Genomic DNA, 13,471 nt, shown 5'->3' on the forward strand with positions numbered 1-13,471 from the left:
GCACCGAGGCTAGTTCCACTCGTTGCACAATTCTCTATAGATTCACCGAGAGTTCTAAAGGACCCGAACACTGCGTCATCGAAATTGCAGGGCGATAGCTCCCTTCATCGACTTGAAGAGAGACCGGCCTGTGACCCCTTCAGAGGTCGAACTTCTCGGACGCTGTCACCATGTCTTTGTCGCCACGACCGGAGAGATTGACGAGAATCGTCTCGTGGTCGCCCTCTTCTGCTAACTGGATGGCGCGGGCCACGGCGTGACTGGATTCGAGTGCGGGGATGATGCCTTCAGTCTCGCTGAGTTCGCGGAACGCGGCGAGTGCTTCGTCGTCCGTCACACCAGTGTATTCCGCCCGACCGAGAGCGCGGAACATCGCGTGTTCCGGGCCGACACCGGGATAGTCGAGGCCGGCAGAGACGGAGTGGACTTCCACGTCGTCGTCGATGACGCGGGTTCGCATTCCGTGAATCACGTCGTCTTTCCCCTTCGCCAGCGGGGCGGCGTGCCGCTTCGACGACGACCCCTCGCCGCCGCCTTCGGCCCCGTAGAACGCCACGTCGTCGTCACGGAACGCGTGGAAGAGACCAATCGCGTTCGACCCACCGCCGACACAGGCGACAGCGGCGTCTGGAAGCCCGCCCGTCCGTTCGAGGAACTGCTCACGTGCTTCTTCGCCGATGACGCTCTGGAAGTCGCGCACCATCCGCGGGAAGGGGTCGGGGCCGACGACACTGCCGACGAGGTAGTGCGTGTCGTCGATGTTCTGTGCGAAGTCCTCCAACGCCGCATCGACTGCGTCGGCGAGGCCGGAATCCCCGCGAGTCACCTCGTTCACCTCCGCGCCCATGAGGCGCATCCGGAAGACGTTCATTCGCTGGCGCTCAGCGTCTTTTTTCCCCATGTAAATCTCCGTGTCGAGGCCGAAGAGTGCGCCGACCATCGCCGTCGCCGTGCCGTGCTGGCCGGCACCCGTCTCGGCGATGAGTCGGTCCTTCCCGGCTTTCGACGCGAGGAGTGCCTGTCCGAGCGCGTTGTTTATCTTGTGCGCTCCGCCGTGGAGGAGGTCCTCACGCTTCAGGTATATGTCGGCGCCGTACCGGTCGCTGAGGTTTCGCGCGTAGTACAACGGCGTGGACCGCCCTGCGAACTCCTCGAGGAGGTCACGGAATTCCGTCTGGAACTCTTCGGTGTTCGAAATCTCGTCGTAGGCCGTTGCGAGTTGTTGAAGCGAGTCGTCGAGCACGTCAGGGACGTACCGCCCGCCGTAGCCCTCGAAATCTCCGTCTGACATGTATTCCACTCAATCCGCCCACCCACAAAAAGCGTTCTTAGATGACCAATTTCGCACATCAGTGTCTTCGAGCGTCGTCCGGTCGGACAGTGGGGTGAAGGTTCAAACGGGAAGACGGGACCAGACCGACCGTAAAGACGGCCAGAACGACGGGCGAAGCAGGCCGAACGAGACGACCGAGTAGAACCGAGTGGTGTGAACTGAGGGGAGAAATGTAGGGTGAAAAGCCACGAAAGGTGAGAAACGAGGGGTGATTGGAAACGGCAGGGCGGACGGGTTCGCGGGAACGGACGGACGTGCTGGAGTAGGGGGCGGGCCAGACGGCGGGTTACGCCATCCGTTCGACCTGAACGAGTGCCACTGGGTCTTCCCATCCGTAGACCGCTGGGTCGAGGTCACCGTCGCCGACGATTCCACCGTGCGGAGTGATGACACCGTCTTCGGCGAGGTCGGGGTTGCTCATCCCAGTCCCTTCCGTGCCGGTGTCTTCGGAGTCGATGCCGTAGAGGGCCTGCGCAGGGGGAACCATGTCAGCGTACTCTTCGGTGTTCATCTCCGTGCCGGCGTCGAAACTCGATGCGAAGTACGACCGCGACTCGTTGACGCGTTCAGGGAGTGGAACAGTGTCGAGGCCAGTGAACCCGTCGTTGGTGCCGATGAGCATGCTGACGAACGAGAGGTAGGCACCACTCGCGTCGGTCTCCAGTTCGAGAGTGGTCGCGTAGGGGAACATCTCACTCGCCGGGAGTTCGGCCGGAACGAGTGGTGTCTCTCCGATAGCAGCACCGCGAACCTCGTTGAGACTCTCCGCGAGTTCGCCGAGTGGCGTGAGGTTCCCGTTTTCGGCGACTTCTTTGATGGCGTCGCTCGCGGGGTCACCGACCGAGAACAACTCTACACTGGCTTGGTGGGCGACCACGACAGGTGGCGTGAACGGTTGGCCAGTGGTGAGGTTCGCTACCGTGATGCGGTAAGTGCGGGCAGCGTTGCCGCCGTCACCGTTGCCAGTCGCCTGTGCGGGAATCGTCACACCGCCGAGGCACCCGGCGAGTGCAGTCAGTGCACCAGAGCCGGTTAGTCCAAGGACGGTTCGTCGTGTGGTCGAGAATTGTTTGTCGGTCATCGTCTCTCACGTGTGGTCGAAGCCACGGGAAGAGAGACGTCAGCGGGCCTAAAGGCAATTTTTCGAGATTCGGACCGAGTTCGGGTCAAATCAGTACCAAATTCAGTAGCACACCCGACGGTGTGCACGCGTCCACGCCGTGAGTCAGCGCATCGTGACGTACGTCAAGAACGCGAGTGCAACGAGTTGGAGGCCACGAAGCACGAGGACTGCCTGTTGGACGTGCGGGTCACCCGAGTAGAGACTCTGCATGGTGACGAAGAAGTACAGTGCGAACGCGTTCTCGACGAGCATCACGATTGCAAACGCTAGCAGGCCGAGGACGAGCGACGTCCGGAACGTCCGATAGTTGCGTACCCACACGGCGGCCAACGCCGCGAGGAAGACGATGTTCACGCCCGAGAGGACGCTCGCGGCCATAATTTGTGTGCCCATTGCCATGGTTCAATCGAGGTGTTTCGCTATCTCTTCGAACGTGTCGCGCGAATGTTCGAACTGGTCGGTCAAAAAGTACAGTTGTCCGTACTTTTCACCGCCGGATTCGACGACGCCGTGCGATTCGAGTACGTCGAGGTGGTGTCTGATGGTCTTGTAACCGACGTCGAGTTCGTCGGCGAGGCGATTTGCGTTCAACGGTTGGTCAGAGAGGGTTCGGATGATACGGACGCGGTTCTCTCCGCCCCGTGTCGCCGTGAGTAGATACCAAAGCGCCTTCTCCATCGACTGCTCTTCGTACAGTTTCGTCAGGGGTCGTAATATTCACACTGGTTTGATACGACACGTCGACAGTGATTCTCGGTTACCACAGTACATGAGGGTTGTTCCACTTCAGTACCAAATTCGGGGTGAGTTCGCGGCGCGACGCACGCAAGGATGTGCTTAATCCCCGCGCGTGCGTACGTGTGTCATGGACGAACTGAACGAACGGCGCCACTCGCTCGTCGTGAGGGAGACGATGTGAGATGGCACGTCTCGCGGCCGACCGGTCGAAGGAGGGTGCTGTCCCGTGGCAGAACCGGACTGTACAGGTCGTCCTCGCAAGTACGCTCCTCGCACCGCTCGGTGTCCCACTCGTCGCACCGGCCCTTCCGGTCGTCCGCGACGTATTCGCCCTCTCTGACGCCGAGGCGAGTCTGCTCGTCAGCGCGTACTTCCTCGTCGGCATCGTCGTCTCGCCGTTCGTCGGCGTCCTCGCCGATAGCGTCGGGCGGAAACGCGTCCTCGTTCCGGCCCTGCTCGTCTTTAGCATCACCGGACTAGCCTGTTTCTTCGCGCCGAATTACACCGTGTTGCTCGTGCTACGGGCCATTCAAGGCACTGCCGCCGCCGCGTTGTTCGTCACGACGGTCACGGTCATCGGCGACGTGTTCGAGGGAGTCCAGCGGAACGCCGTTCTCGGAGCGAATATCGCGGTGCTCTCACTCGGCGCGGCGGTCTTTCCTGTCCTCGGAGGGGCACTGGCTACCGTCGCGTGGAACACCCCGTTTCTCGCGTACGTCTTCGGGTTCCCGGTGGCACTCTTCGCGTACGTTGCGCTCGACGAGACGGTGAAGTACCCGCCAGAAGAAGAACACGCGCCTGGAGAGGTGGACGATACCGCAGTGACGACCGAACAGACTGGTGAGTACATCCGGGGTGTGCTATCGGCACTGACGCTCGGGATGGGTGCGCTACTCGTCACTGCGTTCCTCACGGAGTTCTTCCTCTTCGGTGCCCTCGTGACGGCGTTGCCGTTCTTGCTGACGGCGCTCTACGACGTCGGACCCCTCTACATCGGCATCGTATTGATGGTTGCGGAGGCGGGAGCAATCGTCGCTGCGAGTGCGAACGGCCGATTGGCGCGTCTGCTCTCGAACGGACGGATAATCACGCTCGGATTCGTCTGCTACGCCGTCGCCCTCGCTGGTGTGTTTCTCGCGCCGTCTGCACCGTTCGTCATCGCTGCAGTCCTCGTGTTCGGAGCCGGACTCGGACTGAGTATGCCAGCGGTCGATGCGGCGGTGAGCGAGAGGGTTACACAGGAGTTCCGTGCCGGTCTCCTCGGGTTGCGCAATAGTACGACGTTCCTCGGGCGGGCGACTGGACCCGTGGTGTTCGCTGCCGCGGCGACGACAGTTGGATACCGCCCGCTGATGGTCGTCGCCGCAATCACGTTGGGTGCCGCCGCGATGGTCGCCGCCGTGTCGACGCGAGGGAGTGTACCGGGTATCGAGGTCGAACCAGACATCTGATTCTGGGCCGACCCAGAGCGGTGTCCGAGTGAGTACGCCCGTGCCCCGACCGAGAACCGGCAGGGGGTGCCGCCATCGGCAGTAAGCAATATGTCAGTAGAGACCTTGCAAAACTCGTATGGACGCTCCTGAGGGAGACGCGTGTCGTATCGAGGCCCCGAAGGGCCGCCCGTGTCCCTTCTGTGGAGCGTCGATGAACCACCGCCATTGCAAGTACATCTGCCCCGAACACGGCGTCGTCTACGACTGTAGCGACACGTTTTGGTAGTGAGGACTGACACATCCGTGTCAGTGAAACGCCACTGCCGAGTCAGCGGATTTCTGGGTTGATTCCACACCGGCGGCAAGTGTTATGTCGACAGAGGCCCATTGACTGTGTGAGACCACGTGCGGCCTCCCGGCCTCTTCTCGCACTCGAGACACAAGACGGTCACGCGAACACGAAACGATGGTAAACGAATCACAGGTCGAAGCCGGAAAAGAGATACAACAGCGAACGGGCAAGACGTTCTACTTCGCCACGCGACTCCTCCCGGAGCGAGTCAGACACGCGACGTACGTCCTCTACGCGTTCTTCCGCGTCGCCGACGAGGTTGTGGACGCCGAAGAGACGGCCCCGCCAGAGCAACAGCGACAGCGTCTCGAACGGCTTCGTGCCGAAGCACTCGGTGACGTCGAGACGGACGACCCCGTGTTGTCGGCGTTCGCAGAACTCCGCGAACGGTACGGAATCGACCCCGACGACGTGAACGTCTTCATCGACGCGATGGAGTCTGACATCGACACCGACCACTACGCCACCTACGAGCAGTTGGAAGACTACATGGACGGGTCGGCGTCGGCAGTCGGACGGATGATGACTGCCGTGATGCGGCCCGACGACCCGGACGCGGCACTCCCGCACGCGACGGCGCTCGGGCAGGCGTTCCAGATGTCGAACTTCCTCCGTGACGTCGGGGAAGACGTCGTCGAGCGTGACCGCGTCTACCTCCCACAGACCTCGTTAGAGCGCCACGGCGTCGACGTCGAGCAGATTCTCGCCCTCGAATTCGACGAGTGCGTCGCTGCCGTGATGCAGGACGAACTCCGGCGAACGGAGTCTCTCTACCGAGACGGCGTCGCTGGCATCGAACACCTCCCGGCGGATTGCCAGTTCCCGGTGTTGCTCTCGGCGGTCCTCTACGCCGACCACCACCGGTCGATTCGAAACCTCGGCTACGACACGCTCTCGACCACCCCCGAGTTAGGCTTCTCGCGGAAAGTCGCCCTCCTCGTCAAGACGGCGGCGTACTGGGCGGTCTGGCGCGACCCGGTAGCGGTGTTCAAGGCTGTGAGCGTCGTCCCCTACCCCGACGACGACGAGTTCGACGCCGACTTTGGCCCCGGGTCGACGCGGGTCGCCACGTCGCGAAATCAGGGCCGTCTCACCGGGTGGATTCGGTCGCTGAACCGCTGGGGGTCGGAGTAGCGACTTCTTTTCAGTAGCGACTTCTCTTCTCGTCTACGTCCGGCGCCCCACTCACGCCGCCTCGTCTGTCGGTTCTCCAGAGAGTGTGCATTATCTCCGGTCGTGACGTATCTGCCACATGGCAACCGTCCGGACGAACGACATCGACACGTACTACGAACAGCGTGGTACCGGACCGCCCCTCGTCTTCGTACACGCTGCCGTCCTCGACCACTCGCAGTGGGAACCACAGATAGCCGCACTCAGTGACGAGTACACGACGTACGCCTACGACGTTCGAGGGCACGGGCGAACCGGCGGGTCGCCACGACGAGCCTACACGATAGACCTGTTCGCAGACGACTTAGACGCCTTCATCACCGAACTCGATATCGACCGACCAGTTCTCTGTGGCCTCTCGACTGGTGGGTGCATCGCGCAGGTGTACGCGGCACGCCACGACGAACGGTTGCGTGGCCTCGTTCTCGCCGATACCTTCACGCCGGACCTGCTGAGTTTCCGTGAACGCCTCCAGCGGTCGCTCTTGTTGCGAGCGACGATTCCACCAGTCCGTCTCGTCGGATACGAGCGTGTCGAACGCGTCCTGAACTGGGTACAGGAACGACTCGGTGGGACCGACGCGACAGGCGACTACGAGAATATCGAGCAACTCAGAGCGGACGCACCGAAGATGGCGACAGACGAGTTCGCCAAGGTAATCCGTGCAGTCGCGACGTTCCACGAGACGGACGTCGACCTCTCGGCGATTCGCGTCCCCACACTGGTCTTGTACGGCGAAGACGAACTTCCGTTCGTCCGTCGACACGCTCGGATATTGGCGCAGTTGCCGAACTGCACAGTTCGTGAAGTTCCCGACGCGGGTCATGCGTCTAACCTCGACAACTCCGACTACTTCACGCAGGCGACACGAGAGTTCCTCACTGGCCTCGTAACGAAGAACGCCCTCGGGAGCAAGCAGGACTCGGAGTGAACGTCTCTTAAGCCCCGTGTCGAGCGTGCTGTGGCCCCGGAAATAGAGATTTTCGGAGCGTCAGGATTGCCACGGGAACCGTCGCGGAATCCGGAGCAAGTCCGAGTCGAAGCGGTCGGTTCGAAGCAGACCCACGCCGAAGAGACCGGCGACGACGACGGGGACCCAGTTTCCGAACCACGCGTTGATGCCGCCCCAGAGGATGACGAAACTCACCAGGTCGTCGAGCATGAACTCGGTTCCGGCGAGTCTCTCGAGGAGCGCGTCGCTGTCGAACCCCCAGTCGAGGAGGATGACGGCGATGGTCGCGCTGATGACCCACCCGGCGTAGTTCGACAGCGGGACACCGTAGAAGAGGAGCGCGTCCGCGTCGAGTCGGTAGTACTCCCAGAAGCCGAGTGCGACTGCGCCGGGGTCGAGGACCACGTCCATGGCGAGGACCGTGGCGATGACGGCGACGAGGCGGACGACGTGGTTCCGCGCGCGGTCACCGAGTAGCAAGAGACACAGCAGGTAGGCGTTCATCACGAGCGGGATGAAGAACACCGGAAGTCCGATTGGGACGCCGGCGACGGTGGGTCCGAGGTCGACGCCGTAGTAGAACCACCCGTAGGGCCACCCCGTCGTGATGCCGGTGTACTCGATGGCGTAGGCGTATCCAGTGAGTGCAGCGACGGCGATAGCCGCACGCCGAGTCACGAGTGGCAAGAGTCCCACGATGAGCGGTGAGCGCATCACAATCGTCCCGAGGAGGATGAGAAACGCGTTGAATGCGAGCGGTGCTGGAAGCCACGTCATCGCACTGGCGACGAGGAGGACAGCACCGTTCAGGGGGAAGAACACCGAGATAGTAAATCGGTTGTCACGCACGAGCTCGTCGAGCGCGAGTTCCGCCTCGCGGCGGGTCCGAGGAAGTCGCGCTCGTAGGTCAGCCATTCACGATACTCCAGAGTGCTCCGAAGGTGATGAGCATGCCGACGACCGTATTTAACAGCGGATACCACCAGTAGGCTTCGTCCACGTCGACGCCGGAGAACGCGATGCCAAGGACGACGAGTGGGTAGGCCGCCAACAACGCACCGAGACGTACGTCGACGAGAACGAAGGCGGCAGCAGCGAGGCCCCACGTCACGGCGCAGTAGGCGTAGGTCCAGCGCTCACCGAGGACTGTCGCAGTCGTCCGAATGCCGGCCTCACGGTCGGGGTCGATATCTGGAATCGCGGAGAAGGTGTGCATCCCCATCGTCCAGAACCACGCCCCGGCGATAGCGAGGACGGGTGGGTTCGCACCCGCGATTGTCGCGTACGCGGCCACGCCGGGGAGGATGTACAGACCGTTCGAGACGGAGTCGAGAAACGGCGTCGTCTTGAATCGGAACGGCGGCGCACTGTACTCGACTGCGAGGAAGAAGTGGGCGACTAGCCACGGCCACGCAACCTGTGGAGTGAGTGCGAACAGACCGACGCCGACGACGCCGCTCCCGACGACGATAGCGAGGTTCACCGGGTCACCGCGCCAGCGTGCCTCTCGGTCGTCTTTCTTCGGGTTGGCTTCGTCTACGTCCACGTCGAACACGTCGTTGACGCCGTAGAGGAACACGTTCGCCGGGACGAGGAAGTACGCGAACAAGACGAGTGCCTCGGGTGCGAACAGGTCCGCAGGGGTCGTCGCGGCCGCCGCGACGCCGACGACGACTGGCCCGGCGAGGTAGAGCCAGAATCGCGGCCGTGAGAGGACGAGCAGGTAACTCAGTCGGTCTCTGAGACTGCCGTGTGTCGTCGAACTCGTCGCCATGTCGGTGTTCATCGCGCGTCTTCGGCCATCTCCTCGGCGGTGAGTTGCCCGCTGATGAGGCACATCGGGACGCCGATGCCCGGCGTGGTGAACGACCCCGTGAAGTAGAGGCCGTCCACCTTCTTCGAGGCGTGCGGCGGGCGGAGGAGCGCCGTCTGTGTCAGTGTGTGGGCGAGGCCGAGTGCGGTGCCTTTCGTGCTGTTGTAACGTTCGGTGAAGTCCTTCACGCAGAACGACTCTTCGACGACGATTCGGTCCCGAAGGTCCACGCCGGTGTTCTCGGCGATGTCGTCGAGGACGAGGTCACGGTACGACTCGCGAATCTCCGGCGTGTCTTCGAGGCCGGCGGCGATGGGAACGAGTGCGAAGAGGTTGCTGTGTCCTTCGGGTGCGACGGTGTCGTCCGTCTTCGAGGGGACACAGAGGTAGTACGCCGGGTCCTCGGGCCACGCCGGTCTGTCGAAGATGTGTTCGAAGTGGTCGTCCCACTCGGTCGGTAAGACGAGGGTGTGGTGGGAGAGTGCGTCCACGTCACCTTCGACGCCGAGGTAGAGGAGGAACGCCGAGGGTGCGTACGTCCGCGACTCCCAGTAGTCTTCGTCGTACTGGCGCTTCTCCGGCGGGAGGAGTTCCTGTTCGGTGTGGGCGTAGTCGGCGTCGCTGACGACGAGGTCACAGGGGAACTCCCGGCCGTCTTCGGTTCGGACGGCGAACCCGCCGCGCCGGCCGGCGATTTCGGCGACGGGTGAGTCCGTGTGAAAGTCGACGCCGAGTTCTTCGCCGAGAGAGACCATCGCGTCGACGACACCGGCGAGGCCACCGTCTGGGTAGTACACGCCCATGTTGAAGTCGACGTGGCTCATCAGGTTGTAGAGCGCCGGCGTGTTGTTCGGTGCGCCGCCGAGGAACACCAGCGTGTACTGCATTATCTGCTGGAGTTTGGGGTGGTCGAAGTACCGCTCGACGTGGTCCTGCATCGACCCGATGAGCGACAGTCCCCACGCGTTTTTCAGCACGTCGAGGTCGACGTAGTCACGCAGGTTCGGCCGGTCGGTGTAGACGAAGTGTTCCATCCCGATGCGGTAGTTTCGCTCGGACTTCCGGAGGTAGTCGTCGAACTTCTCACCGGCACCGGGTTCGTACGACTCGAACACCGCTCTGTTTTCTTCGAGGTCCGGGACCATGTCCACCCGGTCGCCGTCTTTGAAGAAGATACGGTAGTGAGGGTCGAGACGGGTGAGACCGTAGTAGTCCTCGGGTCGCTTTCCAAAGTACGCGAAGAACTGCTCGAACACGTCGGGCATCAGGTACCACGACGGACCCATGTCGAACCGGAACCCGTCGCGTTCGAGCGTGCTGGCCCGCCCACCGAGTTGCTCGTTTTTCTCCAGCAGCGTCACGTCGGCGCCTGCGTCTGCGAGATAGCACGCTGTCGAGAGGCCGCCGAACCCGCCGCCGATGACGACGACGGACTCACCGGCGAGTCCGTCGAGGTCCGAGACAGAATTCATGCAATCTTGTAAGAACGTCAAGGACATAAATCGACTGACCAAATCGACACCCGGTGCAGGTATCTTTAGGGCCAATCCGCCCTAACGAGGCGCATGAACGACACGACTGTCGTGGTCACTGGCGCGAGTTCTGGAATCGGTGCGGCCGTCGCGCGAGCGTTCGGTCGGACGGGGGCGACAGTCGTCGCCTGCGCCCGCGACCACGACGCTCTTCAAGCCGTCCTCGACGACGTGGAAGACGCCGGCGGAACTGCGACGGGTCTCCGCGCCGACGTGCGCGACGAATTCGACATGGAGCGACTCATGGAGAGTGCCGCCCGGGCCGGTGGGCCAATCGACATCTTGGTCGCTAACGCCGGCATCAATCACGGCACACCGGGTCAGATGCCGATGGCAGACGAATCGTACGCCGCCTTCGACGACACGTTCAGAACGAACGTTCGCGGCGTCTTCGCGGCGGTCAAAGAAGCGCTCCCGCACATGGCCGACGACGCCCGTATCCTCGTGCCGTCTGGGTCAATCGCCCGCGACGCGAAACCCGGAATGGGTGCGTACGCCGTCTCGAAGGCCGCCGCGGAGGCACTCGTCCGGCAGTTCGCCGCCGACTGTGACCAGACCGTCGGCGTCGTCGACCCCGGACTCGTCGCAACCGACCTCACCGGTGGACAGGGACGTGACCCAGCGTCGGTCGGTGACCTGTTCGTCTGGGCGGCGACCGAGGCAGACCCCACCGACCTCGATGGAGTCGTCCTCGACCTGAAGGTGTGGAAGCAAGCGACCCGGTGAGTCGGGAGACTGGCGAAAGCAGTGTGGTGAACCGAATCTGACCGCAGAACCGGGCGCCTTATTAAGACGAGTCGTTTGGTTCATAACATGAACCGCTCGACGGCCATCGGCGTCGGCAGCGTCGTCGTCTTCGTCGCACTCTCAGCCTACGCCGTCACGGTGCAAGCGTGGAAGTTGCTCGTCGTCTCGTGGGCCGCCTTCGCTGCGATGGCGTTGGCCGCGCCGTTCGGGGCGCGGGCACGCACCGAACACGCCGAGGGCCTCGTCTGGGGCTACGGCCTCGCCAGTGGCGCGATGGTGACGAGCGCCGCTGTCTTCCTCGTCCCACAGGCCCTCGGCCACCACCCGCAGTTCGGCGGGTTCGGCATCGCCTTCGGCATCCTCGCCGGGTTCGGAGCACACACCGTCGGCCACCGATTCGCGCACATGGACTTCCCGATGGACCGAACCGTGACGGAACTCTCCGCGCACGCCATCTCGGCGGGTGCAATCATCGGTATCGTCTACGGAAACATCGACGTCGGCGTGGGCCTCGGCCTCGCAATCGTCTCGCACAAAGGTCCCGCAGGGTACGCTGCCGCGCGTCGTCTCGCGGGGAAGGACAAGTCCGTCTTCCCACTCCTCCTTCCAGCGGCGGGACTCGGTATCGCCGCTATCATCTCGAGCGCCGTGTCCCTCCCGGCGACAGACGCCTTCCGTGGGATCGTCTTCGGGTTCGCCTCGGGAGTCTTCCTCCACGTCGCCATGGACTTCCTCCCGCGGTGTGAAATCGGCAGCGAGATTCACGACCTGCTGTCGGTCGAAGACGAACACGCACACGCCGTCCTCGACAGACTGCGTCTCCACGCCGCGTTCAGCACCGTCGTCGGTGGTCTCGCCGTCTTCGGCGCGTGGGTCGTCCTCGGCTAATCGAGCGAAAAAGAGCGGCCTCGTTTCACCGACGCCGACGAATCGATTACCCAGTCAGTCGGCGAATCTGCACCGAGATACCGAGCGCCGCCGCCAGAAGCAACACGAGGTTGAACGCGGCTTGGAACGGCGCGCGGAACTCGGGTGTCACCCACGTCGAGATGGTCTGCGAGGCGTTGAGGTAGAACTGGAGTGCCGCGATGAGTGCGAGCAGCAACAGTCCGATGAGGACGGCGTAGTCGAGGTACCGGCGCAGGCGCTCTGCGAACTCACGGTTCTCCCGGTCGGTCGGGTCTTCGTCCGGGTCGGGGACGGTCTGCGTCCGCTGTTTCTTCGTCGAACTCGATTTGGTCGGCGTCTCGTCGCTCATCGTCTCCACCTCCGGGTGACGAACGCGGTGGCGAGGAGTGCCACGAGTGCGACGACGACGCCGAACCCGGGCGCTGCGGACTCGGTTCGGGTCGCTTCGTAGTCGGTCTCTTCGGGTGTCGATGCTCCGCCGCCTTCGAAGTCGTCGACGCGCAGTTCGACGTCTTCTGTGGTTTCGTTCACGCTAATCGTCCTCGTTGGGTCCAGGTTCGCCGCGCCGCGGGCGGAGTCGATGACGACACCATCCCGAAGCAGCACGACGTCGATGTAGTAGTTGTAGTCGTTCGGTACGGTCGCAGTCGCGTCCACCGACTCGGTCCGGCCGGCGCGGATGGTCCCCGCGTCGACTGTCGTCCGCGACGCGACGATGTTCGACTCGGCCTGCCGGAGGACGAACGTGACCGAGAGGTCTTCGGCCGGGTCGTCACCGGAGTTGGTGAGCGTCGCCGTCAGGTCGAGTGTAGTCCGGTCCTCGCCAGCCTCTGCGATGGAAAAGGAGACGGGCGGGAGTGCCTCGGACTTGGTGAACGAGGTGGTCGAGCGGAGGTACGGCGGTTTGATGGCCGAGACGCCACGGATGCTCTTTTCGGTCTGGTCGACCCGTTCGGCCTCGCGGAACAGGAGCACCTCGATGTCGTAGCCACCTTCCCGCGGGACCGTCAGGTTGGCCGTCGCAGTCGCTTCACCGTCACGAGTGAGGGTGCCGACGTCCACTCGTTCTGTCGTCGTCAAGAGTCCCGACTCGGCGTCGATGGCGCGAACGAGGACGCTCACGTTGTGAGTCGGGTTTCGTCGATGGTCGATTCGGGTCTCGATGCCGAGCGTCACTGTCTCTCCCGTCGCGGGGCCGGCCGATATGGACACGTCCGCAACGTCTACCGGACCGGGCCTGACCGGACCCTCGTCTGTCGGGTCCGCGAGGACACCGGGGACGAGGACAGCGGTGACTGCCGCGACGAGAAGGACGCCGACGGCCCCGCCAGCGAGGAGGGCGTTTCTATCCATGGTCGATTGACAT

Annotated in this window: 15 protein-coding genes; 6 read left to right on the forward strand and 9 right to left on the reverse strand. The window is 63.1% G+C overall.

Features of this window, described 5'->3' with window-relative positions:
* Positions 1–139: 139 nt before the first annotated feature.
* The 4 genes from trpB to GJR96_RS09440 form a co-directional block, all read right to left on the reverse strand.
* Positions 140–1,291, reverse strand: a complete 1,152-nt coding sequence (trpB, locus tag GJR96_RS09425; RefSeq protein ID WP_151162707.1) for a tryptophan synthase subunit beta — start codon at positions 1,289–1,291, stop codon at positions 140–142.
* Positions 1,292–1,619: 328 nt separating this feature from the next.
* Positions 1,620–2,414, reverse strand: a complete 795-nt coding sequence (locus GJR96_RS09430; protein ID WP_151162708.1) for a spondin domain-containing protein — start codon at positions 2,412–2,414, stop codon at positions 1,620–1,622.
* 144 nt (positions 2,415–2,558) lie between these two features.
* Positions 2,559–2,849 (reverse strand): hypothetical protein, encoded by a 291-nt coding sequence (locus GJR96_RS09435; protein ID WP_191965835.1) that lies wholly within the window; start codon positions 2,847–2,849, stop codon positions 2,559–2,561.
* Positions 2,850–2,858: 9 nt separating this feature from the next.
* Positions 2,859–3,134 carry an ArsR/SmtB family transcription factor gene (locus GJR96_RS09440; RefSeq protein WP_058571887.1) on the reverse strand — a complete coding sequence of 92 codons (276 nt, stop codon included), beginning with the start codon at positions 3,132–3,134 and terminating at the stop codon, positions 2,859–2,861.
* A 242-nt stretch (positions 3,135–3,376) separates the two neighbouring features.
* Here GJR96_RS09440 and GJR96_RS09445 point away from each other — a divergent pair, with 242 nt between their 5' ends.
* From GJR96_RS09445 to GJR96_RS09455, 4 genes are all read left to right on the forward strand, one after another.
* A complete protein-coding gene (locus GJR96_RS09445; protein WP_151162710.1) occupies positions 3,377–4,645 on the forward strand; it encodes an MFS transporter in 1,269 nt (422 codons plus the stop codon).
* Between the two features lie 118 nt (positions 4,646–4,763).
* Entirely contained in the window at positions 4,764–4,913 is a 150-nt protein-coding gene (locus GJR96_RS18100) for an HVO_2523 family zinc finger protein (RefSeq protein WP_191965836.1), read from the forward strand.
* 180 nt (positions 4,914–5,093) lie between these two features.
* Entirely contained in the window at positions 5,094–6,113 is a 1,020-nt protein-coding gene (locus GJR96_RS09450; protein ID WP_151162711.1) for a phytoene/squalene synthase family protein, read from the forward strand.
* Between the two features lie 118 nt (positions 6,114–6,231).
* Positions 6,232–7,083 carry an alpha/beta fold hydrolase gene (locus GJR96_RS09455; RefSeq protein ID WP_151162712.1) on the forward strand — a complete coding sequence of 284 codons (852 nt, stop codon included), beginning with the start codon at positions 6,232–6,234 and terminating at the stop codon, positions 7,081–7,083.
* Positions 7,084–7,143: 60 nt separating this feature from the next.
* Here GJR96_RS09455 and cruF read toward each other — a convergent pair whose 3' ends face one another.
* From cruF to GJR96_RS09470, 3 genes are read right to left on the reverse strand one after another with little or no spacing between them, the layout of a single operon-like run.
* Positions 7,144–8,019: a bisanhydrobacterioruberin hydratase gene (cruF, locus tag GJR96_RS09460; RefSeq protein WP_151162713.1), complete on the reverse strand. Its 876-nt coding sequence runs from the start codon at positions 8,017–8,019 to the stop codon at positions 7,144–7,146.
* Positions 8,012–8,890 carry a prenyltransferase gene (locus GJR96_RS09465; RefSeq protein ID WP_151162714.1) on the reverse strand — a complete coding sequence of 293 codons (879 nt, stop codon included), beginning with the start codon at positions 8,888–8,890 and terminating at the stop codon, positions 8,012–8,014. Before GJR96_RS09465 ends, cruF begins: the two co-directional genes overlap by 8 nt.
* Positions 8,887–10,416 (reverse strand): phytoene desaturase family protein, encoded by a 1,530-nt coding sequence (locus tag GJR96_RS09470; RefSeq protein WP_323849393.1) that lies wholly within the window; start codon positions 10,414–10,416, stop codon positions 8,887–8,889. The genes GJR96_RS09465 and GJR96_RS09470 overlap by 4 nt, the downstream gene beginning before the upstream one ends.
* 66 nt (positions 10,417–10,482) lie before the next feature.
* On the opposite strand from GJR96_RS09470, the gene GJR96_RS09475 reads away from it, so the two are divergent.
* Positions 10,483–11,175: an SDR family NAD(P)-dependent oxidoreductase gene (locus GJR96_RS09475; RefSeq protein ID WP_151162716.1), complete on the forward strand. Its 693-nt coding sequence runs from the start codon at positions 10,483–10,485 to the stop codon at positions 11,173–11,175.
* Positions 11,176–11,262: 87 nt separating this feature from the next.
* Complete coding sequence (locus GJR96_RS09480; protein WP_151162717.1) at positions 11,263–12,084, forward strand: ZIP family metal transporter; 822 nt, start codon at positions 11,263–11,265, stop codon at positions 12,082–12,084.
* Positions 12,085–12,130: 46 nt separating this feature from the next.
* On the opposite strand, the gene GJR96_RS09485 is transcribed toward GJR96_RS09480, so the two are convergent.
* A complete protein-coding gene (locus GJR96_RS09485; RefSeq protein ID WP_151162718.1) occupies positions 12,131–12,454 on the reverse strand; it encodes a hypothetical protein in 324 nt (107 codons plus the stop codon).
* Positions 12,451–13,458 carry a DUF7490 domain-containing protein gene (locus GJR96_RS09490; RefSeq protein WP_151162719.1) on the reverse strand — a complete coding sequence of 336 codons (1,008 nt, stop codon included), beginning with the start codon at positions 13,456–13,458 and terminating at the stop codon, positions 12,451–12,453. The genes GJR96_RS09485 and GJR96_RS09490 overlap by 4 nt, the downstream gene beginning before the upstream one ends.
* Between the last annotated feature and the right edge of the window lie 13 nt (positions 13,459–13,471).

The organism is Haloferax litoreum (genome assembly GCF_009674605.1).
GTDB lineage: Archaea > Halobacteriota > Halobacteria > Halobacteriales > Haloferacaceae > Haloferax > Haloferax litoreum.

Bases quoted from the DNA above. Each gene is read 5' to 3' on its own strand.
- GJR96_RS09470 (WP_323849393.1), bottom strand. From the start codon at position 10,416: ATGTCCTTGACGTTCTTACAAGATTGCATGAATTCTGTCTCGGACCTC.
- GJR96_RS09430 (WP_151162708.1), bottom strand. From the start codon at position 2,414: ATGACCGACAAACAATTCTCGACCACACGACGAACCGTCCTTGGACTA.
- GJR96_RS18100 (WP_191965836.1), top strand. From the start codon at position 4,764: ATGGACGCTCCTGAGGGAGACGCGTGTCGTATCGAGGCCCCGAAGGGC.
- GJR96_RS09455 (WP_151162712.1), top strand. From the start codon at position 6,232: ATGGCAACCGTCCGGACGAACGACATCGACACGTACTACGAACAGCGT.
- GJR96_RS09475 (WP_151162716.1), top strand. From the start codon at position 10,483: ATGAACGACACGACTGTCGTGGTCACTGGCGCGAGTTCTGGAATCGGT.
- GJR96_RS09480 (WP_151162717.1), top strand. From the start codon at position 11,263: ATGAACCGCTCGACGGCCATCGGCGTCGGCAGCGTCGTCGTCTTCGTC.
- GJR96_RS09445 (WP_151162710.1), top strand. From the start codon at position 3,377: ATGGCACGTCTCGCGGCCGACCGGTCGAAGGAGGGTGCTGTCCCGTGG.
- GJR96_RS09440 (WP_058571887.1), bottom strand. From the start codon at position 3,134: ATGGAGAAGGCGCTTTGGTATCTACTCACGGCGACACGGGGCGGAGAG.
- GJR96_RS09465 (WP_151162714.1), bottom strand. From the start codon at position 8,890: ATGAACACCGACATGGCGACGAGTTCGACGACACACGGCAGTCTCAGA.
- GJR96_RS09450 (WP_151162711.1), top strand. From the start codon at position 5,094: ATGGTAAACGAATCACAGGTCGAAGCCGGAAAAGAGATACAACAGCGA.
- GJR96_RS09485 (WP_151162718.1), bottom strand. From the start codon at position 12,454: ATGAGCGACGAGACGCCGACCAAATCGAGTTCGACGAAGAAACAGCGG.
- trpB (WP_151162707.1), bottom strand. From the start codon at position 1,291: ATGTCAGACGGAGATTTCGAGGGCTACGGCGGGCGGTACGTCCCTGAC.
- GJR96_RS09490 (WP_151162719.1), bottom strand. From the start codon at position 13,458: ATGGATAGAAACGCCCTCCTCGCTGGCGGGGCCGTCGGCGTCCTTCTC.
- GJR96_RS09435 (WP_191965835.1), bottom strand. From the start codon at position 2,849: ATGGGCACACAAATTATGGCCGCGAGCGTCCTCTCGGGCGTGAACATC.
- cruF (WP_151162713.1), bottom strand. From the start codon at position 8,019: ATGGCTGACCTACGAGCGCGACTTCCTCGGACCCGCCGCGAGGCGGAA.